Annotated in this window: 22 protein-coding genes; 7 read left to right on the top strand and 15 right to left on the bottom strand. The window is 68.4% G+C overall.

What is annotated here, in order from left to right:
• The 3 genes from OZ671_RS10620 to OZ671_RS10610 form a co-directional block, all read left to right on the top strand.
• Positions 1–772 (top strand): lytic transglycosylase domain-containing protein (locus OZ671_RS10620; protein WP_268860732.1); only part of this gene is annotated, 772 nt, incomplete at its 5' end.
• Positions 773–936: 164 nt separating this feature from the next.
• Positions 937–2067 (top strand): M20/M25/M40 family metallo-hydrolase, encoded by a 1131-nt coding sequence (locus OZ671_RS10615; protein ID WP_268860731.1) that lies wholly within the window; start codon positions 937–939, stop codon positions 2065–2067.
• Positions 2068–2125: 58 nt separating this feature from the next.
• Positions 2126–2545, top strand: coding sequence for a carboxymuconolactone decarboxylase family protein (locus tag OZ671_RS10610; protein WP_268860730.1), 420 nt, complete (start codon positions 2126–2128; stop codon positions 2543–2545).
• A 65-nt stretch (positions 2546–2610) separates the two neighbouring features.
• Here OZ671_RS10610 and OZ671_RS10605 read toward each other — a convergent pair whose 3' ends face one another.
• Genes OZ671_RS10605 through OZ671_RS10580 form a run of 6 tightly spaced genes read right to left on the bottom strand, consistent with a single transcriptional unit; the run spans position 2611 to position 7838 of the window.
• Positions 2611–3315 (bottom strand): ABC transporter ATP-binding protein, encoded by a 705-nt coding sequence (locus tag OZ671_RS10605; RefSeq protein ID WP_268860729.1) that lies wholly within the window; start codon positions 3313–3315, stop codon positions 2611–2613.
• Positions 3316–3320: 5 nt separating this feature from the next.
• Positions 3321–4001: a carboxymuconolactone decarboxylase family protein gene (locus tag OZ671_RS10600; RefSeq protein WP_268860728.1), complete on the bottom strand. Its 681-nt coding sequence runs from the start codon at positions 3999–4001 to the stop codon at positions 3321–3323.
• Positions 3998–4735, bottom strand: a complete 738-nt coding sequence (locus OZ671_RS10595) for an ABC transporter ATP-binding protein (RefSeq protein ID WP_268860727.1) — start codon at positions 4733–4735, stop codon at positions 3998–4000. Before OZ671_RS10595 ends, OZ671_RS10600 begins: the two co-directional genes overlap by 4 nt.
• Positions 4732–5721 carry a branched-chain amino acid ABC transporter permease gene (locus OZ671_RS10590; RefSeq protein ID WP_268860726.1) on the bottom strand — a complete coding sequence of 330 codons (990 nt, stop codon included), beginning with the start codon at positions 5719–5721 and terminating at the stop codon, positions 4732–4734. The genes OZ671_RS10595 and OZ671_RS10590 overlap by 4 nt, the downstream gene beginning before the upstream one ends.
• Entirely contained in the window at positions 5718–6593 is an 876-nt protein-coding gene (locus tag OZ671_RS10585) for a branched-chain amino acid ABC transporter permease (RefSeq protein WP_268860725.1), read from the bottom strand. Before OZ671_RS10585 ends, OZ671_RS10590 begins: the two co-directional genes overlap by 4 nt.
• 9 nt (positions 6594–6602) lie before the next feature.
• Positions 6603–7838 carry an amino acid ABC transporter substrate-binding protein gene (locus OZ671_RS10580; protein ID WP_268860724.1) on the bottom strand — a complete coding sequence of 412 codons (1236 nt, stop codon included), beginning with the start codon at positions 7836–7838 and terminating at the stop codon, positions 6603–6605.
• A gap of 207 nt (positions 7839–8045) precedes the next feature.
• Between OZ671_RS10580 and OZ671_RS10575 the strand changes: the two genes are divergently transcribed.
• Together OZ671_RS10575 and OZ671_RS10570 are read left to right on the top strand one after the other, a co-directional pair.
• On the top strand, positions 8046–8978 hold the full coding sequence (locus OZ671_RS10575) for a LysR family transcriptional regulator (RefSeq protein WP_268860723.1): 933 nt from the start codon (positions 8046–8048) through the stop codon (positions 8976–8978).
• Between the two features lie 365 nt (positions 8979–9343).
• Positions 9344–10879, top strand: a complete 1536-nt coding sequence (locus OZ671_RS10570) for a Do family serine endopeptidase (RefSeq protein WP_268860722.1) — start codon at positions 9344–9346, stop codon at positions 10877–10879.
• A gap of 76 nt (positions 10880–10955) precedes the next feature.
• On the opposite strand, the gene serB is transcribed toward OZ671_RS10570, so the two are convergent.
• A complete protein-coding gene (serB, locus tag OZ671_RS10565; protein WP_268860721.1) occupies positions 10956–11852 on the bottom strand; it encodes a phosphoserine phosphatase SerB in 897 nt (298 codons plus the stop codon).
• On the opposite strand from serB, the gene miaA reads away from it, so the two are divergent.
• Positions 11844–12791 carry a tRNA (adenosine(37)-N6)-dimethylallyltransferase MiaA gene (gene miaA, locus OZ671_RS10560; protein WP_268860720.1) on the top strand — a complete coding sequence of 316 codons (948 nt, stop codon included), beginning with the start codon at positions 11844–11846 and terminating at the stop codon, positions 12789–12791. The two genes, serB and miaA, sit on opposite strands and share 9 nt — an antisense overlap.
• Here the strand turns inward: miaA and OZ671_RS10555 are convergent.
• From OZ671_RS10555 to OZ671_RS10535, 5 genes are all read right to left on the bottom strand, one after another.
• Positions 12782–14329, bottom strand: coding sequence for a sensor domain-containing diguanylate cyclase (locus OZ671_RS10555; protein WP_268860719.1), 1548 nt, complete (start codon positions 14327–14329; stop codon positions 12782–12784). The genes miaA and OZ671_RS10555 overlap by 10 nt on opposite strands.
• 98 nt (positions 14330–14427) lie before the next feature.
• A complete protein-coding gene (locus tag OZ671_RS10550; RefSeq protein WP_268860718.1) occupies positions 14428–14949 on the bottom strand; it encodes a hypothetical protein in 522 nt (173 codons plus the stop codon).
• A 10-nt stretch (positions 14950–14959) separates the two neighbouring features.
• Positions 14960–15757 (bottom strand): inositol monophosphatase family protein, encoded by a 798-nt coding sequence (locus tag OZ671_RS10545; RefSeq protein ID WP_038310184.1) that lies wholly within the window; start codon positions 15755–15757, stop codon positions 14960–14962.
• A gap of 105 nt (positions 15758–15862) precedes the next feature.
• A complete protein-coding gene (locus OZ671_RS10540; protein ID WP_268860717.1) occupies positions 15863–16870 on the bottom strand; it encodes a tetratricopeptide repeat protein in 1008 nt (335 codons plus the stop codon).
• Positions 16867–17538 carry a thiamine phosphate synthase gene (locus OZ671_RS10535; protein WP_268860716.1) on the bottom strand — a complete coding sequence of 224 codons (672 nt, stop codon included), beginning with the start codon at positions 17536–17538 and terminating at the stop codon, positions 16867–16869. Before OZ671_RS10535 ends, OZ671_RS10540 begins: the two co-directional genes overlap by 4 nt.
• A gap of 194 nt (positions 17539–17732) precedes the next feature.
• On the opposite strand from OZ671_RS10535, the gene OZ671_RS10530 reads away from it, so the two are divergent.
• A complete protein-coding gene (locus tag OZ671_RS10530) occupies positions 17733–19643 on the top strand; it encodes a hypothetical protein (RefSeq protein ID WP_268860715.1) in 1911 nt (636 codons plus the stop codon).
• Between the two features lie 134 nt (positions 19644–19777).
• Here the strand turns inward: OZ671_RS10530 and fba are convergent, their stop codons facing one another.
• Genes fba through gap form a run of 3 tightly spaced genes read right to left on the bottom strand, consistent with a single transcriptional unit; the run spans position 19778 to position 23163 of the window.
• On the bottom strand, positions 19778–20845 hold the full coding sequence (gene fba / locus OZ671_RS10525) for a class II fructose-bisphosphate aldolase (RefSeq protein ID WP_268860714.1): 1068 nt from the start codon (positions 20843–20845) through the stop codon (positions 19778–19780).
• Between the two features lie 57 nt (positions 20846–20902).
• Positions 20903–22093 carry a phosphoglycerate kinase gene (locus OZ671_RS10520; RefSeq protein WP_038310128.1) on the bottom strand — a complete coding sequence of 397 codons (1191 nt, stop codon included), beginning with the start codon at positions 22091–22093 and terminating at the stop codon, positions 20903–20905.
• Between the two features lie 59 nt (positions 22094–22152).
• Complete coding sequence (gene gap, locus OZ671_RS10515; protein WP_038310126.1) at positions 22153–23163, bottom strand: type I glyceraldehyde-3-phosphate dehydrogenase; 1011 nt, start codon at positions 23161–23163, stop codon at positions 22153–22155.
• Between the last annotated feature and the right edge of the window lie 19 nt (positions 23164–23182).

The following is a 23182-nucleotide window of genomic DNA, read 5'->3' as shown; positions in this document are numbered from 1 at the left end:
CGCTGCCGCCAATGCCCGTCCGACCCCGCCCGCGGTCGAGGAAAGCGCTCCGACGGTCGCCCATGCGCCCATGCCGGCGGCCAGACCGGCCGACGTGCCGGCTGCGCCGGCAGCCCCTGCCGCGGAAGCGGAAGCCCCGGCGCAGCCGCCCACGCCGCATATTCCGCCGCCCTTCGCCGAGGCACCGACCCGGCGCGTCGAAGGCCGGCCCTTCCCAGAGCAGCGCTATCCGACCGGCCGCGAGGCGCATCTTGCGACGGTGCGCAAATATGCCGAGGCGAGCAAGGTGCCGATCGACCTTGCCGACGCGGTCGCGATGATCGAGAGCGCCTATGATCCGCAAGCGGTCGGCGCATCCGATGAGATCGGCCTCATGCAGGTGCGCGCCACCATCGCGCGCGAAGCCGGCTTCACCGGAACGCCGCAGGAGCTGTTCGAGCCGGACACCAATATCCGCGTCGGTGTGACCTATCTCGCCGGCGCCTGGGAGCGCTCGGGCGGCAATGTCTGCCAGGCCCTCATGAAGTACCGCGTGGGTTGGGAGGAGGCGCGCATCAGCCCGCTTTCGGCCGAATATTGCCGGCGCGCGCTGCTCTACCTCAACGCCATCGGCTCGCCGCTCGCCCGCGGCCTGTCGGCGCCGCCGGCCCTCAACGCCGTACCTGGCTCCGGCGTCGGCCGTGGCCTGTTCAACTGGGACGACCACGACACCCGCCTGAGACAGATCGAGCAGCGCTTCGGCGGCGAGAATTTCGGCATCATAGCTCGGTAGCGGCAAAGCGCGTAGACGCCCGGCAAGGAAGGCCTCTAGTCTTCGCGGCTGGGAGTACGGGAGGCCGATGCGACGGCCGCCAGGTTCGCCCGTCATGTCCGCCGCATTGTCCGGGAGCGTGCCGAAGCCAGGCGCGTCCGGCATGTTCTCGCCAGGAGCCTTGCATGCCCGTCACCACCGATGTCGAAGCCGTCGTCGCCGATATCATCCGCTGGGCCGCGATCGAAAGCCCCACCTACGATGCCGCGGCGGTCAACCGGATGCTCGACGAGGGCGCGGCGGACCTCAAGGCGATGGGCTTCCGCATCGAACGCCAGGCCGGCACGATGGGCTTCGGCGACGTGGTCATCGGCCGGCTCGATGGCCAGGAGCCCGGGCCGGGCCTGCTGATCCTCGCCCATGTCGATACGGTCCACGCGATCGGCACGCTGGCCGGTCCCCTGCCCATCCGTCGCGATGGCGACAAGCTTTACGGCCCGGGGGTGACCGACATGAAGGGCGGCACGGTGCTGGCCCTGCACGTGCTCGGCAAGCTGATCGCCGCCAAGGGCGGCAAGCTGAAGCGCTCCGTGACGGTGGTGCTGATTCCGGACGAGGAGGTCGGCAGCCCGTCCTCGCGCGCCGCGATCGAGGCCGAGGCCCGCAAGGCCGCCCATGTGCTGGTGCCGGAGCCGGGCCGCGACCACGTCTGCGTGTCCGGCCGGCATGCGGTGCTGCGCTACAACATCCACGTCCACGGCAAGCCCTCGCATGCCGGCGCCGCCATCGGCCGCGGCATCAGCGCCATCAGGGCCATGGCGCGGATCATCGAGACCGTCGAAGACTGGTCCGACTACGAGCGCGGCCAGACGTTCGCCGTCGGCCGGGTGAATGCCGGCACCTGGGTCAATGTCGTGCCAGTGATCTGCTCGGCCGAGGTGCTCTGCGTCGCGGCGACGCCGGACGACGTCAACGACATCGACGTCCGCCTGCGCACATTGCGAGCGCCCTTCCCCGGCACCAGCGTCACCATCGAGGCGGGCCCCGTGCGGCCGCTCTTCGTCGCCAATGCCGGCACCATGGCGATGTATGCCAAGGCCAAGGCCATTGCCGAGCGCCACGGCTTCCCGCTCGACCATATGCAGTCGGGCGGCGGCTCGGATGGCAATTTCACCGGCGCTCTCGGCGTTCCGACCCTGGACGGCCTCGGCGTATGGGGCGGCGGCATCCACACCAAGGAAGAGTTTTGCGACATCCGCTCGATCACGCCGCGCGGCACCATTCTTGCCGGCCTGATCGAAGAATTCGCCTGCTGAGCGCTTGGCGCGCATGGCCATGGGCCCAAGCCCATGGCCCCGGAAACCGGAGGCCCCGATGTCGACCGTGCCCCTCCTCGATGACGATCAGCTCACGCCGGAAGCGGCCGCCGTATTCGCCGACATCCGGGCCGTGCGCGGCACGGACACGGTCAACAATTTCTGGCGTGCGCTCGCCCACGATCCGGTCACGCTGAAGCGCACCTGGGAGAGCCTGAAACAGGTGATGGCGCCGGGCGCGCTCGATCCCTTGACCAAGGAAATGCTCTATGTGGCGGTCTCGGTCGCCAATTCCTGCGAATATTGCATCCGCTCGCACCGGGCCGCGGCGCGCGCCAAGGGCATGACCGACGCCCAGTTCATGGAACTCCTGGCGGTGGTCGGAATGGCGAGTGAAACCAATCGCCTGGCGACCGGCCTGCAGGTGCCGGTCGATGCCGCCTTCGGCCCCGAAAGCGCGGTCCGCGAACGGCCTTGAGCTCACGCGCCGAACGGCAGTGACGCGCGCGCGGGCGGCGCCAAGAGGCGCGGTCACCGTCGCCGTCAGGCGCCCAGGAATGCCGAGCGGATGGCATCGTCGCCAATGAGCTTTTCCGAGGCGTCCTCGCGCACCGTCACGCCCTTCTCGAGCACATAGGCACGATTGGAAATGCGCAGCGCCTGCCGGGCGTTCTGCTCGACCAGCAGGATGCTGGTGCCGCGCGCATTGACGGACCGGATCAGGTCGAACAGCTCGCGCACCAGCTTCGGCGCCAGGCCGAGCGAGGGCTCGTCGAGGATCAGCAGCTTCGGCCGGCTCATCAGCGCCCTGGCGATGGCGAGCATCTGCTGTTCGCCGCCGCTCATCAGCCCGGCGACCTGGCCTCGCCGCTCGGCAAGCCGCGGGAAGATGGCGAACATCTCCTCCATGGCCGCGTCCCGGGCGGTGCGGTCACGCTGCGTGTAGCCGCCCATCAGGAGGTTCTCGCGCACCGTCATCTGCGGCATGACGAGCCGGCCTTCGGGACAGAGAGCGACACCGCGCGGCACCATGTCGTGACACGCTGCCGTGGTCACGTCCTGACCGTCGAAGACGATGCGGCCGCGCTGAGGCCGCAGGGCCCCCGCGATCATCCGGACCGTCGTCGACTTGCCGGCGCCGTTGGCGCCGAGCAACGCAACGATCTCGCCCGCGGTCACGCGCAACGTGACATCGCGAACCGCGATGGCGCCCGCGTAGGAATAGCCGAGCCCGCCGACCTCCAGCATCGCATTCAGTCCACGTGCCAGGGCGGAGGACAGAGACCCGCGCGCGCCGCTTCGTCCCAGACATTGCAGGCGTCGACCAGCACCGGCCCGCCGCAAGGCAGAATGACGTAGGACACGCCTTCCGCGACCTTGGCCGCCGTCGCGCCCATGGCGAAGGCGCGCTTCAGATGGAACCGCATGCCGGCATGCGACCTGCGGGCGGCGTGGGCGGTGACGAGGGCGATCTCGGTGATCACGGCCGGCAGATCGCCGCGCGCGGCCTCCACCATCTTCGCGTAGCGCGCCTCGATCTCGGCCTCGGCGATCCAGCGTGACCAGTTCGTGGAGAAGGCCATGACCGGAAAGGCCTCGGCAACGCCGGCAATGGCCATGCAGTCGTGGATCTGCGCGGCCGTGAGGCCCGACTCCTCGGCCCGCGGCATGTGGATGTCGCCATAGGCCTCCCGCGCCGCCGCGAGCAGGACGAGCCAGACAACCTCGCGTTCGAAATAGGTGAAGGAGCGCTCGATCAGGGTCAGTTCCCTGTAGTAGGCGTCATAGGCCTCCATGAGATCAGGGTCGTGCGCGCACAGCATGCGGTGGTAGGGCAGCAGATAGCCGCGCGTCGCCTCGGCCTTCCGCAGCGCCGCGGCGCCACGCGCCTTGCGGGCCTCCGCCGACAGTTCCTGCTTCTTGATGAACGTCATTCTTCTGTTCCCAGATAGGCTGCGATGACGCGTGCATCCTGCGTCACCTCCGCCGGTGTTCCCTGCGCGATCAACACCCCTGCCTCCAGCACCATGACCTGGTCCGAGACGGTCATCACCGCGCTCATGTCGTGTTCGACGAGCAGGACCGTCGCGCCGGCCGCGCGGATCCGGCGCAGGATGTCCACCATTTCCGCCGTCTCCGTCGGGTTGAGGCCGGCGCAGGGCTCGTCGGCGAGCAGCAGGGACGGCCTTGCCGCCAGCGCGCGGGCAACCTCGAGCCGCCGAAGCTGGCCTACCGTCAGTTCCCGCGCCTCCCGCTGCTGCAATGCGACGAGGCCGGCAAGGCGGAGGGCATTGTCGGTCTCCGCCTCGACGTCGCGCCGGCCGGACCTGCCGAACAGCGCGCCGATACGCACGTTCTCGCGCACGCTCATCCCGGGAAAGGGCTTGGCGATCTGGAACGCCCGGGCGATGCCGAGCTGCGCGATGACCTCCGGCGCCTGCCCGGTAATGTCCCGGCCGTCGAAACGCACCGTGCCGGCATCGGGTGGAAAGTAGCCGGTCAGCAGGTTGAAGAAGGTCGACTTGCCGGCACCGTTCGGGCCGATGAGGCTGCATATCGCCCCCTCGGGCACCAGCAGGCTGACGTTCTGGATCGCCTTGAGGCCACGGAACGACTTGGAGAGGCCGGAGACATCGAGAATGGGGGCAGACGATCCCGTTGTGCTCATGGCGTCTGCTCCTCGCGCCGGCGCCGCAGCCGGAGCCGCCACGCATCGTAGAGGCCGAGCAGGCCGTTCGGTGCAGCGAGCACCAGGATCGCCAGCAAGAGGCCGGTGACGAACATATGGATATCGAGAAGATCGCCCAGCAGGACCTGTGTCACATAGGTCATCAGGCCGGCGCCGAGGATCGGGCCGATGATCGAACCCATGCCGCCAAGCAGCGAATAGACGATGACGTTGAGATTGAACTCGTTGCGGTAGACCGAATTGCCGGTGATGTAGCCGAGGTTCTGGGCGTAGATGACCCCCATCACAGCCGTCAGCATGGCCGAGATGACGAAGGCCTGGATCTTGTAGCGGGTGGTCGGCACGCCCAGCATGCGCGCCGTGTCCTCGTCCTCGCGAATGGCGATGAGACCGTAGCCGATCCTGGTGTAGCGGACGACGATCGCAACGACCGTGATGGCGACCGCGCAGACAAGCAGCGCCCAGTAGTAGAAGCGTTCCGGCGCGATGTTGCGTGGGACGATGTCGACGAGATTGAGCCCTATGGCGCCGCGGAGCGCGTCGATATTGCTGACCAGCTCATAGCAGACCTGGCTGACGCCGAGCATCGCGATGGCGAAATAGATGCCCCGCAGCCGCAGGATCGGCCAGGCGATCGCCAACGCCATCGTCCCATTGACGACGATGGCGACGAGTAGGCCGGCGGCGAAGGCGAGAAGCGGCGGCGAGCCAGCCATTGCAACCTGCGTCAGCGCCGCGGCGAAGGCCCCGGTGCCGACGAATGCGGCATTGCCGAAGCTCCAATAGCCGGAGAAGCCGCCAAGGATGGTCCAGGCGACGGCAAGCCCCGCGGCCAGAATGAAGAGCTGGCCGACCCGGATGCTGTAGGGCGCCATGAAGAACGGCAGCAGCGCCAGCAGCAGCGCGCCGCACGCCGTCAGCGCGATCGCGGTCCAGGCCGCACGGGGGGCGACGAAGCGGATCATCGCGACCCCCGAAAGCTGTGGCCGAGCAGGCCCGCCGGGCGGGCGATCAGCATCAGCACGAGAAGCAGGAACATCATGGCATTGGGAAAGGCCGCGCCGACCAGCTGGGCCGTCGTGGTGTTGACGATGCCGAGGATGAGGCCCCCGACCAGCGCACCCGCCGGACTGCCGATGCCGCCAAGCGTCACGACGACGAAGGCATTGACCGTCCAGAGCGTCTCGTCGGGCGGCGAGAACGGCAGGACGAGGCCGATGGCGACGCCGGCCGCGCCGGCGAAGGCCGCCGAGAGTCCGCTGGTCATGGCGAAGACATGCCGGATGTCGACGCCGCACAACGCCGCAGCCTGCTCCTGCTGGGCGGTCGCGCGGATGACGCGGCCGAGGCTCGAGAACTGCAGCAGCGCGGCGAGAAGGCCGAGCAGGACGATGCTGACCACCAGCGCGGCGACGCGGGTCAGGCCGAGCGTCACCTCGCCGATGGTGAGCGCGTCGAAGGCATAGGACGGCGTGATGCTCTTGAAGTCGGGCGAATAGGCCAGCACCAGCGCGTTGCGGATCATCAGCGCGAAGCCGTAGGTCAGCAGCATGGACGCCAGCAGGCTGGCGCGCTGCGTCGCCCACTGGATGATGGTCCTCTGGAAGGCGTAGCCGAGGCCGAACATGCCGATCATGACGATCGGCAGCGCCAGCAGCGGGTCGATGCCCGCGAAATGCCAGATCGACCAGGCTGCATAGCCGCCGATCAGGACAAAGGCGCCGTGGCTGAGATTGACCACGCCCAGCACGCCGAACAGCAGCGAGAAGCCGACGGCGGCCAGCGAGAAGAGGCCGCCGAGGACGAGCCCGTCGGCCAATGTCTGGAGCGATAGCATGACCCGTCTCTACCTGCGCTTCGAAGCCCAGGTCGGCGCCGGATAGACGGCGGTCGCGGTCTTGCCGGCATCGGGGAAGACGACCTCGGGCGTTCCGCCGAGCACCTGGCCGACGGTCGAGCCGAGCAGGATCGGATCGCCGTCGCCTTCAGCCGTGAACTTGATGCGGCCATAGAGCGACTCGACATCCAGCGCCGCCAGCGCGTCGCGGACCTTTACCGGATCGAGCGAATTGGCGGCCTTCATCGCGTGGGCATAGGCGACGATGCAGGCCGCGCCCGAAGCCGTGTGATAGGCCATGGGCCGGGTGAAGTGCTTCTTGTAGTAGGTGGCGAAATTCTGGGCGGAGCCGAAAAAGGCATCCTTGTAGGGCGCGCGCTCGTCCCAGAACTGCTGGAAATAGAGGCCGTTGCCGAGATTGCCCAGCGCCTCGCGGAACGAATGGAGCTGCGGGCCGAGGGTCAGGAAGAGCAGCGGCACGTCGACATTGGACGAGATGAGCTGACGCGCGATGAGCAGCGAGTTCTGGTCGTGGGTGGTGGCAAGCAGCACGTCGGGCCGCTTTGAGCGGACCTGGTTCACCAGGTTCGACGCGTCGGTGATGTTCTCCGGCAGCGTCAGGACATCGTTGATCGGCAGCCCCTTGCCGCGGCCATAGGCGATCATCCCCTCGGCCAGCGTCTTGGAGAAGGCGTCGTTCGCCATCGCCACCATGATCGATTTCGGCGCAGGATTCAGCACCTTGAAATATTCGATCGTGTTGTAGAGCTGGCGGGACGCGCGGGGGAACATGCAGAAGATGTTCTTGTAGCCCTGGGTGTATATCTGGTCGGAGGCGCCGCCGGTCTGCATCATCGGCTTCCTGGCGCGCTCGACGATGGCTGCCGTCGGCAGCACGATGTTGGAACCGAACGAGCCGAGGAAGAAATCGACGCCCTGGTCGATATGCCGCTGGATCAGCGTCGAGGCGCGGGCTGGATCGGAGGCATCGTCGAACAGCCGCACGTCGATCTTGTAGCGCTTGCCGGCGATCTCGACGCCGCCCAGTTCCTCGTTGAAGAACTTCTGCGCGGCGAGATAGCCGTTGTTGACGTTGAGGCCGGTTTCGGCGGCGCGTCCCGAAAGCGGCACGGAGCCGCCGATGACGATCGTGTCGCCGCCTTGCGCCCGTGCGCTGCGAGCGACGAGTGGAGCAGCGACGGCGGCCGCGCTCCATTTCAGGATCGAACGACGGTCAAGGCTCATATTCCCCCCGGAAGCTGACGAGGCCCAAGCCGGGCGGATGCCGCGGCGCCGGTCGAAAGCGAGCCTGGAAGCCGCCGCGCGGATTGCCTCCGCGTCTTTTCCGGCAGGATTGATCCGCTCGCTCCCGATACGGAACGAAACGATGACGGCGCGATGACCGCCGAAAAAGACTGGATGAGGGATTAGATTTATGTCCATCCTGCATGAATGGACACGCTTCAGGCCTATCGCGCGTTCCTGCGCGTCGCAGAGACCGCGAGCTTCAGCCGCACGGCCGAGGATATGAGCCTGCAACAGTCGCAGGTCAGCCGCATGGTGGCGGGACTGGAGGCGCAGCTCGGAGTCCAGCTCCTGCGCCGTACCACGCGGTCGGTGACCGTCACCGAGGAGGGCGAGCGCTTCCGCGGCCAGCTCGCGACCATTCTCAGCGCGCTCGAGGAATGCCAGGACGAGATCCGCAACCGGCGCGTGGAGCCTGTCGGCCTCATTCGCGTCGCCTGCCCGACCACGCTCGGACGGGTGGTCGTGGCGCCGATCATCGACGACTTCCTCGCGCGCTTTCCGCAGACGCGGATCGAGATGATCATGAGCAACAAGCTCGCCAATCTGGCGGCCGACGGCATCGACGTCGCGATCCGCGTCGGACGCATTCCGGAAAGCGAGCACCCATCCCGCATGATCGGCTATGTCGACCAGCGCCTGGTCGCCTCATCCGGCTATGTCGGGCGCCACGGCATGGTGGCCGATCCGGCCGAGCTCGTCGACCGAAACTGCCTGTGCTTCGCCTCAGGCGGCGGCGCGCAGACCTGGACGTTTCAGCGCGGCGAGGCGCGCCGCTCCGTGCGCGTGAAAGGCGACTTCATCGCCAATGACGCCGAGACGCTGATGCATCGCTGCGCGAGCGGCCACGGTGTCGCGGTGCTGCCCGGCTGGCTGCTCAAGAGCGGAGACACGGACGATCTCGTCGAGCTCATGCCGGGATGGCGGGTGCCCAGCATGCCGCTGAACCTTGTCTGCGCGCACAGGAATCATCGGCCACTGAAGATCAGGACGCTGCTCGAATTTCTGCGCACCCAGCTGCGGCCCTTCATGCTGTCCCACGCGGAGGCCGTCTTGCGGCCGCAGGACCGGGGCGAATGAGGAGCCCGCGCCTGCCGCGGGCCGATGCGTCCGATATCCGCGCAGCGCGCCCGGCGGGGCTGAGCCTCGGGGCCAACCTTCGCCGAGGCGCGCTCCCCGCCGGCACCCTTGATTTTCCGCAAAGCGGGAGCCGCATCAATAGCTTCCGGCTTGCCGGCCAGGCGGCGCCGCGCCCGCATCCGCACATGAGGCCCGGTCATGACCGAAGCCCCCTCTTTCCCCGGCCGCCAATTTGCCCCATTTGATGGTTGAGTAGGCCGTGACGACATTCCGCCGAAACATGGCGGGTGTCTTTTCCGCGGCCACGATCGAGGGGTCCGGACGGCCTTGGGCCGGCGGACCAGGTCAATTTACGAGGATCCGCCATGGCGCGCACCAAGTCTTCCTCTGTCCGGCTTCGTGGCGGCATCGCCGTCGCCGCCCTCGGGCTGGCGCTCGGCCTGCCCGCGTCGCTGGCGCCGGCCTTCGCTCCGCCGGCCGAAGCCCGGACCGCGATCGACGTGTCGGATCTGGCCGAACGCGTCATCGACGCCGTGGTCAACATCTCCACGCAGACGCGGATCGACACCGCCGCGCCCCGGCCGCCGGGCGGCGCGCCGGGCAATCGCGAAGGACGCCCGGGTCCGGGCACGCCGTTCGACGAGCTGTTCGAGGAATTCTTCCGCCGCCGCGGCGAAGGTGGCCCGGGCGCCCCCGGGCAGCCGTCGCCGCAGCAGCGCCGGCAGTCGTCGCTCGGCTCCGGCTTCGTCATCGACCCGTCCGGCATCATCATCACCAACAATCATGTGATCGACGGCGCCGACGAGGTGACGGTCATCTTCAACGACGGCACGCGCCTGAAGGCGGAAATCGTCGGCCGCGATCGCGAGATCGACATCGCGGTGCTCAGGGTGAAGCCGGAGCGCCCGCTGAGGGCTGTGCCGCTCGCCGATTCCGACAAGATCCGCATCGGCGAGCCGGTCATGGCGATCGGCAATCCGCTGGGGCTGGGCGGCACCGTCACCGCCGGCATCGTCTCAGCCAAGAACCGCGACATCCAGTCGGGTCCGTTCGACAACTACATTCAGACCGACGCCGCCATCAATCGCGGCAATTCCGGCGGCCCGCTGTTCAACATGGCCGGCGAGGTGATCGGCATCAACACGGCGATCTTCTCGCAGTCCGGCGGCAATATCGGCATCGCCTTCGCGGTGCCGGCCAATACCGCCAAGCCGGTGATCGAGCAGTTGCGCGAGTTCGGCGAGACCCGCAGGGGTTGGCTCGGCGTGCGCATCCAGGAGGTGACCGACGAGATCGCCGAAAGCCTCAACCTGCGTGGTGCGCGCGGCGCGCTGATCGCCGGCGTCGAGCAGAACGGTCCGGCCGCGCCGGCGGGTCTGCGCACCGGCGACGTCGTACTGCGCTTCGACGGCAAGGAAGTGCGCAGCTCGCGCGAGCTGCCGCGCATCGTTTCCGAGACCGCCGTCGGCAAGGCGGTGCCGGTGGTGATCATGCGCGGCGGGCGCGAGGAGACGCTGACCGTCACGCTCGGCCGACGCGAGGGCAATATCCAGCAGGCGTCCGCCGGCCGGCAGCCGACCGAGCGCCCGCGCGAGAACCCGACCGTGTCGACGCTCGGGCTGCAGCTTTCGGGGGTGACCGCCGACCTGCGCCAGCGCTATCGCCTGCGTGACGACGCCCGCGGCGTCATCATCACCCAGGTCGACCCGAACTCGAAGGCCGCCGAGCGGCGCATCCAGGCCGGCGACGTGATCCTGGAAGTGCAGAACGAGGCGGTCAATTCGCCGACCGACGTATCGCGCCGGATCGAAGCGCTGAAGGCCGAGGGGCGCAATTCCGCGCTGTTCCTCATCGCCAATGCCGAAGGCGACCGGCGCTTCGTGGCGCTCAATCTGCGCTGACACTGCCGGTTGTCCCTTGCCATCAGCGGGGCGGGCCGAAAGGCCCGCCCTTCTCTTTGCAGGCCGCAGCGACCGGTCAGGCGACGAAATCGGCGTCCCGGTAGCCCTGCGCATAGAGCAGCGCGGTCAGGTCGGCATGGTCGATGCGGGCGCCGGCCGCCTCTGCCACCTTGGGCTTGGCCCGATAGGCGACGCCGAGGCCCGCTTCGCCGATCATGGCGAGATCGTTGGCGCCGTCGCCGACCGCGAGGGTTTCGACCGGAGCGAGCCCGAACCGCTCCCGCAGTTCCAGCAGAGCGGCAAGCTTGGCCTCCCGTCCGAGGATCGGCTCCTCGACCCGACCGGCGAAGCGGCCGCCCTCGACGACCAGCACATTCGACCGATGTTCGTCGAAGCCGAGCATGGCGTGCACCGGGCCGGTGAACAGCGTGAAGCCGCCGGACACGAGCGCCGTATAGGTGCCGTTGGCGCGCATCGTGCGCACCAGCGTGCGGCCTCCCGGCGTCAAGGTGATGCGTTCGGCGATGACCTCGTCGACCACCGCGGCGGGCAGGCCCTTCAGCAGGGCGACGCGCTCGCGCAGCGCCGGCTCGAAATCGATCTCGCCGCGCATGGCCCGTTCGGTGATCGCGGCGACATGCGCCTTGACGCCCACCTTGTCGGCGAGTTCGTCGATGCATTCCTGGCCGATCATGGTCGAATCCATATCGGCGAGGAACAGGCGCTTGCGCCTTTCCGCGGCACGCTGCACGAAGAGGTCGACGGGGACGCCGGCCAAGGCGCCGCGGAGCCGATCGGCCAGCGCGCGCTTGTCGACCGCCACGGGCGATGCGAAGGGGATGTCGACGGCAATGCCCGGCGAGAGCGTCACGGCGGCGCCGGCATCGGGCAGGAGCGCGGTGACCGCTGCGACCGCCGCCGGGTCGACGGCCGGGCGGGCCGGATGAGAAACAAGGGTGACGACGTGAGCCAAGCCGCAGGTCCTGCTGAGGGAGCCAAAAGGAAGGCCGTTCTCATCGCAGGTCCGACCGCCAGCGGCAAGTCGGCCCTCGCGATCGCGCTCGCACAGCGCTTCGGCGGCGTCGTGATCAATGCCGATTCCATGCAGGTCTATCGCGATCTCGCGATCATCACCGCACGGCCCGACGCGGCCGACCTCGCCGCTGCCCGGCACCGGCTGTACGGCACGATCGACGGCGCCGTGAACTTCTCCGTCGCCCGCTGGCTCGATGCGGCCCTTGCCGAAATCGACGCGGCCGGCGCCGAAGGTCTGCTGCCGATCGTCATCGGCGGTACCGGCCTCTATTTCAAGGCGCTGACCCAGGGGCTATCGGACATTCCGGCCGTGCCCGACGCGGTCCGCCAGCGCCTGCGGGCCGAAGCCGAAGGCCTGCCGGCCCCGGCCCTGCACGAGCGCCTGCGCGCCCTCGATCCGGAAACGGCGGCGCGGCTGCGGCCGAACGATCCGCAACGCGTGCTGCGGGCGCTCGAGGTCTTCGTCGCGACCGGCCGGCCGCTCGCTCATTGGCAGGCCGACGGTCGCGGCCCGCCGCCTTTGGCTATGGCGTCCTGCAGGGCCGTTTTCCTCAGCGTCGACCGGACGGCGCTCCGCCGCCGCATCGACGAACGATTCACGGCCATGATCGCCGCAGGGGCCCTTGCGGAAGTGGAGGCACTGGCAGCGCGCCAGCTCGATCCGGCCCTGCCGGTCATGCGCGCCCACGGCGTGCCGGGCCTGATCGCCCATCTCCAGGGCCGCCTGCCCCTTGCCGATGCGATTGCCAAAGGCCAGGCCGACACCCGTGCCTATGCCAAGCGCCAGGAAACCTGGTTCCGGCATCAGATGCCCGGCTTCGACCCGGTCGCACCGGACGCCGCCCTCGCCCATCTGATCTGGCGGCTTCAGGCCTGATCGGCGGAACTCTTGGTGCGCCGGCGGCCGCGGCCGCGGGTGCTCGGCTTGAACGGCACGATATCCGCGCCGGGGACGAGGCCGACATCGGCGTCGGGGCTGGTGCCGCGGCCCGACCAGTGACCGTTATCGGCCAGCACCATGTTGCGGCCGGCCGCCTTTGCTCGATAGAGCGCATGGTCCGCGCGCGACAGAAGCCGGTCCATGCTTTCGCGGCCGTCCCAGCACGCGACGCCGAAAGAGGCCGTGCAGCGGATGGCGATGCTCTCGTGCCAGGCCTGCGCCGAGCCGAGGGCGGCTCGCGCCCGCTCCGCCGCGGCCATCGCCTCGGCAATGTCGAGGCCGGGAAACACCAGGACGAACTCCTCGCCGCCGAGGCGGCCGAGCAGGTCGACCTGTGCGCGCAGCCCTTCGGTGAGCGTGCGCACCGCCTGTTTGAGGACGGCGTCGCCGCCGGCATGGCCGAACGTGTCGTTGATGGCCTTGAAGTGGTCGAGATCGATAAGCACGACGCTGATCGGCAGCGTCTCGCGTCGCGCCTCCGCGAGGGCCGCCTGCAGCCCTTCGGTCAGCGCCCGGCGATTGAGAGTGCCGGTCAGCGAGTCGATGGCGGCGAGCCGGCTCAGCTCGATCTCGAGCGCCTGGCGCCGCGCGATCTCGGAGCGCAGGGCCTCGTTGGCCGCGGCATATTCCAGCCGCTTCAGCTCTGCCGCTTCCTCGGCCATCCGGCGCTGGGTGATGTCGGCGAAATTGATCATGAAGCCGTCGCCGAGCGGCGCGGCGACCATTTCGAACCACCGCTCGCCGAACTCGTCCGTGTAGGGCACGGTGAATTCGGCCGCGGTACGGGTTTCGGCGACCCCGACGCAGCGCTGCCAGATGCCGGCCTCGACCATGCCCGGCACCGCCTCGATCAGCCGACCGTCCGCGAGATCGTCCGCCGAGCGGCCGAGGAACTGGGCCGCTCGGCGGTTGGCTGCAATCAAGCTGCCGTCGACCGGCCGGCCTTCCGCATCGCGGATGATGCGCACGGCGAGGATGCCGTCGAGGGACGCATCGAGAATGGCGCTCAGCAGATCATCGCGGAATTCGCGCGGCTTGCTGAACACGACGATCACCTGCGAGCCGTCGCTGTCCCGGCACGGCAGGATCAGGCGTTCCCACAAATGGACGTCGGAGGCGATCGTGCCCCGATGCAGCGTGAACAATGGCCGCTGGTCGGCGAGAACCCGGTTGTAGACTTCGCGAAAGAAGCTGCCGCTCGCGCCGGCGACATCGCTGGTGCGCCGGCCGGTCATGTCGAGCCCGACCGCGGCCCTGACATTGGCGCCCTGGTGCACGTAGACATAGTCGGCGTCGCCGATTGGCACCATGACGATGAGATCGTCCGCGTCCGGGCCGAGCTCCTGCGGATCGAAGGGATCGAAAGGCGCGTAGCCATAGCGCGCGTGCAGGCCTGTCCAGACCGCGAGCAAGCCCGCGATGGCCGGCGCATGCGCCCGCTCTTCGATACCGACCTCGTGGATCTCGCGATACATCGCCTACGCCGTTCCCTAAGGTTATCTTGCCCCCGGCGGATTTAAGGGCCGGTAAATCGGCACCACCGGAATTGGGGGTATCGGCCGTTTCAGGCGTGTCAGCGGAAGCTCGGCACGTCGAGCGGCCGGCCCTCGGCATCGGCGATGGCCACGAAGTCGCGCGCCAGGACCTGGCTGAAGAGATAGGCGTCACGGATCACCATCTGGCGGCCGCGGTCGGTGATGAACAGGCGGTTGCCGCGCGCCAGCTCCGCCTTCATGAGCTCGGCGACCGCCGTCGCCTTCCACAGCTGCGGACGCGCGGGGTCGACGAACAGGAAGACCACCGGCTCGACCGGGTCACGGTGGAAATAGGCACCGCAGTCGAGCGGATGCGGGATCCTGTTGCGATCGGGACTGTCGGTCAGCCGTGCCGCGAGATAGGCACAGGCATAGGCGAGGCAGGCCGTCGGCCGCTCCGGAGCGCCGAAAATGGAGCAGCCGCCACCGGCGATGTGGCGGCAGGGCTTGTAGGCGGGCTTGTCGAGCGCGTGGATGTCCGGCAGGACGCAGCAATAGGTGCAGGTGCGGCAATGGGCGACGCGCTCACCGGCCTCCCTGCGCCGCTTGGCCTGCCCCATGCGCCAGCCCTCAGCCCTTCTGGCCTTCCTTCACCGCGCCGAGCAGCGCCTTCTGGATCGGCTCGTTGCCGGCACAGACCGTGCCGTTGATCAGCATGTTGTCGAAGCCGTCGCAGTCGGTGACGAAACCGCCCGCTTCCCGGACAATGACGATGCCCGCCGCGATATCCCAGGGCGAAATGTTGCGCTCCCAGAAACCGTCGTAGCGGCCGGCCGCGACATAGGCGAGGTCGAGCGAGCAGGCCCCCATGGCGCGCAGGCCGCCGAACCGCGACTGGACGATCTTGGTCTCGTTGCGCGACTGGACATGGTCGCCCCGGCCGATATGGGGAATGCCGCAGCCGACCACCGAATCCTCGGCCTTGCGCCGCGCCGAGACGCGCAAACGCCTGTCGTTCAGGAAGGCGCCGGTGCCGCGCTCGGCGACATAGAGCTCGTCGTTCGCCGGATTGTAGATGACGCCCGCGACCAGCACGCCGTCGCGCTCGAGGCCGATGGAGACGGCAAAATGCGGGATGCCGTGCAGGAAATTGGTGGTCCCGTCCAGCGGGTCGACGATCCAGGTGTGGGTCTTGTCCGCGCCCTCGACGCGCCCGCCCTCCTCGCCGACGAAGCCGTAACCCGGCCGCGCCTTGAGGAGTTCGGTGCGCAGCACCTGCTCGGCCTTGCGGTCTGCGGCGGAAACGAAATCGCCCGGCCCCTTCATCGACACCTGGAGGTTCTCGACCTCACCGAAGTCGCGCTTGAGGCCGCGGCCAGCCTTCAGGGCGGCGCCGACCATCACATTGAGCAGGGCAGAGCGGAGCATGGCGTTCTCTAAGGTCCGTGAAGGGCGGTCATGCCCGCCCGGCGGCGACTGGTCAAGCCGGCAGACCAAAGTTGATCGGCGCGCAGGGGCCGGCCACCGGGCCGGTCAGCGCAGCCAGATGCGTGCGCCGCGCTCGGCGGCCTCGCGCTGGACCGGGTCGAGCTTCGCGACGAAATCGCTGAGCCAGGCATCCTCGGCGCCGAGCAGGCGCGCGGCCGTGTGCCACTGTGCCGCCGCCTGGGGATCCGCGGCGACGCCGCGGCCACTGGCGAGCAGGCGCGCATAGCGGTTCATCGCCAGCGGGTTGCCGCGCAGCGCCGCCCGGCGGAACAGGCGCGCGGCCGCAGCCTCGTCCTTCGCGACGCCCTGGCCGTTGAACAGCATCACCCCGTAGTCGATCTCGGCCTCGACGAGATCCTGGCGTGCCGCCTTGGCCATGTAGTCGGCCGCGCGCACCGGGTCGGCCGGTACGCCGTTGCCGTCCTTCAGCAGAACCGCCAGCGCATATTGGGCATCGGCGTTGCCGAGATCCGCCGAGCTCTGGAACCAGCGGGCGGCCTGCGCCGCGTCGGCAGGCCCGCCCTGGCCGGACATCGCCATGATGCCGAGATTGTAGCCGGCCGCGGGATGACCGAGGGCAGCCGCACGCTCGAACAGCGCCTTGACGGCGGCCGGATCGCGGACCAGCCCGGCGCGCGCATCGACATGCATCATGCCGATGGCGAAGATCGCATTGCGGTCGCCCCGGTCGGCCGCGAGCCGATACCAGCCGAGCGCCTTCTGGTCGTTCTGCGGCACGCCCAGCCCGTTGGCATGAAGCTCGCCGAGCAGGGTCATGGTCACCGCGTCCGGCGCCGTCTCGACCCGCTGCGTCGCCTCGCGCATCGCGGTCAGATACTGGCCGCGCTGGTAGGCGCCGAAGGCCAGGTCCGCGGCGGCAGCGGTAGCGGCGGGGGGCCGCGCGGCCGGGCGGGACGCGGGCGGCTGGCCCGGCGCTGCCGGCCGCGGCGTCGGGGTCGGCGCGGTGCGCTGCTGCGCAAGCGCCGGCATCACCGTCGCCAGGGCTATCCCGAAGCCGAGGCCAAGGCAGAGAACGACATGGCTGAGCCTCACCCGGCGCTCCCCTGGCGGCAGGCGGCATGCGCCAGCGCGACGGCGCGTTCCGGTCCATCCGGATGGTCCCAGATCGCTTCGCCGAGCGCGACGAAATCGGCCTTCACGGCGGCAAGACGGGCAGCGCCCGCAATATCGGGGGCGAAACCGACCACCGGCACCTCGAACAGCTCGGCCCACCAGGCGACGCGCTCGACCACCGCCGTGAAGGGCGGCAGCTGGCCGTTCTTCTCCGGTTGGCGCGACACCATGGCATCGCCGAACATCACGTAGTCGCAGCCACGCTCGCCGGCGCTCATGGCATCGTCACGCGACTTCAGGCCGGCAACGCCGACCATGCGCTCGGGTTTCAGCCGCTCAACCGCCTCGGCCAGGCGCGCTTCGTCGAAGCTCATATGCAGGCCGTCTGCGCCGCCGCGCGCGACCGCGTCGATCGCGCCTTCGATCATCAGCGCCGCGCCGGCAGGCTGCACCTCCCGGGCGAGCGCCTTGACGATATTGACGCTGGCGCGGTCGCCGGGCGCGGTCAGCCGGACGATGACCGCGGCGACCGGGCCGCCGGCGAGCGCGGCGTGAAGCGACGGCACGATTGCTTCGGCCGCCGCAATGGGCGGCGTGACGAGCACGAGCTGGGTTTCGACAATGTCTGTTGGCGCGGATTTGACCATGATGAGCCACCCTATGGCCGAAAGCGGCAAAAAATGGGAGGGGTTCACGGAAAAAATGCCGCTCCGACATCGTTCGGAAACAACCGCAGGCGAGGGTCGCGCGGATTTCGCCTGGTCGCATCGGGGCTCGCCCCAAGACGATCACGGCGGTCGATCACGATAAGATTGCCCGATCCAAGGTCAGGACAAGCACCATGTTTCCCTCCGTTGCGAGTTTGCGTCTCTCGGCCGGCCTCCTCCTCGTTCTCAACACGGCGGCGATGGCCGGCCCCGCCGACGACCTGAAGGCGGCGGCCCTGCAGGCGCTTGGCGCCCTGCCCGTCTCCGGCGCGGCCTTCGGCGACGCGCGGGACGAAGGTGGGGCGCAGGTCCTGACCAACATCACCTTCGCCTCGACCGGCGACCGGCCCCTCGGTGTCAAGATCGCCCGCGCGACGATCACCGGCGGGACCGGCGATGCCCTCTCCGGCGCCCGGATCAAGCTGGAGGATCTCGAGGGCACGACGCCCGACGGCCAAGTCTACCGCCTGCCCACCGCCGAGCTGAACGGCGTCCGCGGCTCGTTCGCGGCGGTTCTCGCCAGCTTCGCCTCTCGCGAACCCTTCCTGTCAGGCGCAAGCGAGCAGGCTGCAACCAAGTTTTCCGCCGACACGATCGCCGCGCCGACGCTGACCATCGTCCGCCGGCACCAGGGCACGGCCGAGGAGACCACCTACAATACGCTGGCCGTCAACGGCTACGCCCAGGGCAAGATGGCCGAGCTGACCATCGCGAGCGCCGTGCTGAATCCGGACAAGGGCGACCGCAAGGTCGAGTTCGGCACGATGCGTTTCGTCGGCTACGACCTGACGGCGGGTGTGCGCACCGGCGGCAACACGGCCGAGGTGCTGGAAAGCGCCAGCCTCTCGCAGCTGCGCGGCACCAACCCAGCCGGACGCCCCTTCACGATCGAGCGCATCGCGATCGGCAAGGTGGCGATGCGGCCGGGCGAACGTTCGCTGGTGGCGCTGAGCCAGGATCTGACCGGTTTCGAGGCCGCGACCAGCGGCACCGACGAGCCGGCGCGCCGGCGCGCCTTCGGCGCCCTGGTCGAGGTTCTCTCCCGGCTCGACTTCAGCCTCGTGGAAATGACCAATTTCCGCGGCGCGGACGATGGCGGGCGCGGCTTCGAAATGCAGCGCTTCGCCATCGCCGGCATCACCCAGGGCAAGATCGGCTCGATCGAAATGGCCGGGATCGCCGCAGAGCAGCCGAACCAGCAGAAGACCACCATCGGCCGCTTCATGATCGAGGGTATCGACGCGACCGGCCTCTTGGCGCTCGGCAAGGACTTCGCCGAGGGCCGCTACAATCCGAGCGCGACGCCGCCGCTGACCGCCTATCCCGATGTCCGTCGCCTGCTCGCGGAGAACATCGCGGTCGTCACGGCCGGCCGGCCGGCGGGGTCCCTGCAGAAGCTCGAAGTGGACGCCGGACCGCGGGTCGGCCTGGTGCCGACCCGCCTGCGCCTGCGCGCGACCGGCTTCGAGGCCCCCGTGACCGATGCGCGCCAGCGCGCGCAGCTCGCCCCCATCGGCATCGAGGACAAGATCACCTTCTCGGCGGAAATCGACATCGAATATGCCGAAGCCGCCCGCGAGCTGCGTCTGCAGCGGCTCAACATCGACGCGGAGGATATCGGCACGCTGACGGGCAATCTCACCATCGGCGGCATCGATCGCGCCGCGGTGGAAGGCCTGCCGGGAACGGCCGCATTGCTCGGGCTTTCGGCCAAGGCCGGGCCGCTGACCCTTACCTACAAGGAGAACGGCGCGGTCGGCGCGTTCCTGTCGCATACGGCCGAACAGGCCGGTGTCGAGGAGGACGCCCTGACCGAGCAGATCAAGGCCCAGATCGCCGCCAGCGTCGCGCAGTTCATCACCGACAAGCTGCTGGTCGCCCAGATCTCCAGCGCCGCGAATACCTTCCTCGACGATCCGAAGTCGCTGACGGTGACCGCGACCCCGAAGAGCGATACGCCGCTTGCCGCCCTCGCGGTCGCCGCGCGCGGCTCGCCGCTCGCCGTGCTCAGCCTGTTCACGATCACGATCGACGCGAACAAGTAGGGTACCGCCAATTGGCGCATGGCGAAGGGGGATCCGCGTCGAAGCACGCCCCGTTCGCCGCTCGCCGCAACAAAAAGGCGGCGCCCGATGTCCCGGGCGCCGCCATTCGCTACTCGCTATCTCGCCCCTCGCCCTCAGGCAATCTTCGGATCGAGCTCGCCCTTGGCATAACGCTTGGCCATATCGGCGAGCGTGATGATCCTCTTGATCTTCGAAGCCTGGCCGGCAGTGTTGAATTCCTCCAGGCGCTGGCGGCAGAGCTTGGTCATCGCTTCCATTGCCGGCTTCAGATATTTGCGCGGATCGAACTCGCTCGGGCTCTCGGCGAGCACCTTGCGGATCTGGCCGGTCATCGCCATGCGATTGTCGGTGTCGATGTTGATCTTGCGCACGCCGTGGCGGATGCCGCGCTGGATCTCCTCCACCGGCACGCCCCAGGTCGGCTTCATCTGGCCGCCGTAGGTGTTGATGATGTCCTGCAGCTCCTGCGGCACCGACGACGAGCCGTGCATGACGAGGTGGGTCGTCGGCAGCTTGCGGTGGATTTCCTCGATGACATGCATGGCCAGGACCTTGCCGTCCGGCTTGCGCGAGAACTTGTAGGCACCGTGCGACGTGCCCATGGCGATCGCCAGGGCATCGACCTTGGTCTCCTTGACGAACTTCACGGCCTCGTCGGGATTGGTCAGCAGCTGGTCGTGGCTGAGCTTGCCCTCGGCACCGTGACCGTCTTCCTTCTCACCCTCGCCGGTCTCCAGCGAGCCGAGCACGCCGAGCTCGCCCTCGACGGAGATGCCGCCGAGATGGGCCATGTCGGTCACCGTCTTGGTGACGCCGACATTGTAGTCCCAGTCGCCGGGGGTCTTGCCGTCGGCCTTCAGCGAGCCGTCCATCATGACGGAGGTGAAACCGGCCTGGATGGCGGTCATGCAGGTCGCCGGCTCGTTGCCATGGTCGAGATGCACGCAGACCGGAATGTGCGGATAGATCTCGGTGACCGCGTCCATCATGTGCTTCAGCATGATGTCGTTGGCATAGGACCTGGCGCCGCGCGAGGCCTGGATGATCACCGGAGCGTCGACGGCGTTGGCCGCCTCCATGATCGAGAGGGCCTGCTCCATATTGTTGATGTTGAAGGCCGGCACGCCGTACTGATGCTCGGCGGCGTGGTCGAGAAGCTGGCGAAGCGTGATGCGTGCCATGGTGTTCCTCCGTCAGAATGAAGGACGCCCGGCCGGGACCGGGCGTCGCGGGACTGGTCAGCTCCGAAGCACCTCGACGCCCGGCAGGGGCTTGCCTTCGAGCCATTCGAGGAAGGCGCCGCCGGCGGTCGAGACATAGCTGAAGCGATCGGCCGCATGGGCCTGATTGAGCGCGGCCACGGTGTCGCCGCCGCCGGCGACCGACAGCAGCTTGCCCTTGGCCGTGCGCTCGGCGGCATGGCGCGCCGCCGCCACCGTGCCCTTGTCGAAGGGCGGCAGCTCGAAGGCCCCGAGCGGACCGTTCCACACCAGCGTCGCGGCATCGTCGATGGCGCCCTGGATCCGGGTGATCGACTGCGGGCCGACATCGAGGATCATGGCATCATGCGGAATGGCGTCGAGGCCATAGGCGAAGGCCGGCGCATTGGCCTGGAAATGATAGGCAATGGTGGCATCGACCGGCAGGATGATCGCGCATTTGGCGGCCTCGGCCTTCTCCATGATGCGCAGCGCCGTCTCGGCCAGATCCTTCTCGGCCAGCGACTTGCCGACCTTCACCCCTTGAGCGTGCAGGAAGGTGTTGGCCATGCCGCCGCCGATGACCAAGGCATCGACCTTGGTCACGAGGTTCTCCAGAAGGTCGATCTTGGAGGACACCTTGGCGCCACCGACCACCGCGACCACCGGCCGCTTCGGCTTGTCGAGCGCTTTCGTCAGCGCCTCCAGCTCGGCCTGCATGGTCAGCCCGGCATAGGCCGGCAGGACATGGCCGAGGCCTTCGGTCGACGCGTGGGCGCGATGCGCGGCGGAAAAGGCGTCGGCCACCCAGAGATCGCCGTTCTCGGCCAGCGCCTTGACGAAATCGGGATCGTTCTTTTCCTCGCCCTTGTGGAACCGGGTATTCTCCAGCACCAGGATCTCGCCCGGCTTGATGGCCTCGACCGCCTTGCGCGCGACCTCGCCGATGCAGTCCTCGGCAAAAGCCACCGGGCGCTTCAGGACGTGGGCGAGCGCCGGCACGACGGGCTTCAGCGACTGGCTGGGATCGACACCCTTGGGCCGGCCGAAATGGGCGAGGATGATCACCTTCGCACCGCGGTCGGCCAAGGTGACCAGGGTCGGCACGATGCGCTCCAGCCGGGTCACGTCGGTCACCTCGCCGTTCTCCATGGGAACGTTCAGGTCGACACGGACGAGGACGCGTTTGCCGCTGACATCGGCTGCGTCGAGGGTGCGGAAAGAGCTCATGGTGCAGGTCCCGAAAAAAGAGGGGCCGCCCCTTCGTCGGGACGGCCCCATGTCGCGGTTCAGATCAGCTTGGCGAGGGCAACGGCGGTATCGCTCATGCGGTTCGAGAAGCCCCACTCGTTGTCGTACCAGGACAGGATACGGACGAACTTCTCGTCCATCACCTTGGTCTGGTCGAGCGCGAAGATCGACGAATGCGGATCATGATTCATGTCGATCGAGACGTTCGGCTGATCGGTAACGCCGAGAATGCCCTTCAGCGCGCCGCGCTTGGCCGCCTTCAGGATGGCCTCGTTGATCTTCTCGACCGTGGTCTTGCGCTTGGCCATGAACTTGAAGTCGACGACCGAGACATTCGGCGTCGGCACGCGGATCGAGGTGCCGTCGAGGCGGCCCTTCAGCTCGGGAATGACGAGGCCGATCGCCTTGGCCGCGCCGGTCGAGGTCGGGATCATCGACAGCGCCGCGGCGCGGGCGCGGTAGAGATCCTTGTGCATGGTGTCCAGCGTCGGCTGGTCGCCGGTATAGGCATGGATCGTGGTCATGAAGCCCTTGTCGATGCCGACAGCCTTGTGCAGCACGGACACCACCGGGGCGAGGCAGTTGGTGGTGCAGGACGCGTTCGACACGACCACGTGATCCTTGGTCAGCTTGTCGTGGTTGACACCGTAGACCACGGTCAGGTCGGCGCCGTCGCAGGGCGCGGAAACGAGCACGCGCTTGGCGCCGGCCTTCAGATGCGCCGCGGCCTTGTCGCGGGTCGTGAAGATGCCGGTGCACTCCATGGCGACATCGACGTTCAGCGCCTTGTGCGGCAGCTCGGCCGGATCCTTGATCGCCGTCACCTTGATGCGCTTGCCGGCGACGACGATGTGGTCGCCGTCAACCGACACCTCGGCCGGAAAGCGGCCGTGCACCGAGTCGAAGCGCAGGAGGTGCGCATTGGTCTCCACCGGGCCGAGATCGTTGATGCCGACGACCTCGATATCCTTGCGCTTGCCCTCGACGATGGCGCGCAGGACATTGCGGCCGATGCGGCCGAAGCCGTTGATGAAGACGCGAACGGTCATGGAATTCTTCTCCTTGGCA

Origin of the sequence: Phreatobacter sp. AB_2022a (assembly GCF_026847585.1) — a bacterium.
GTDB lineage: Bacteria > Pseudomonadota > Alphaproteobacteria > Rhizobiales > Phreatobacteraceae > Phreatobacter.
Note: the sequence above shows the minus strand (reverse complement) of the source record. Positions and strands in the feature narration are given on the sequence as shown.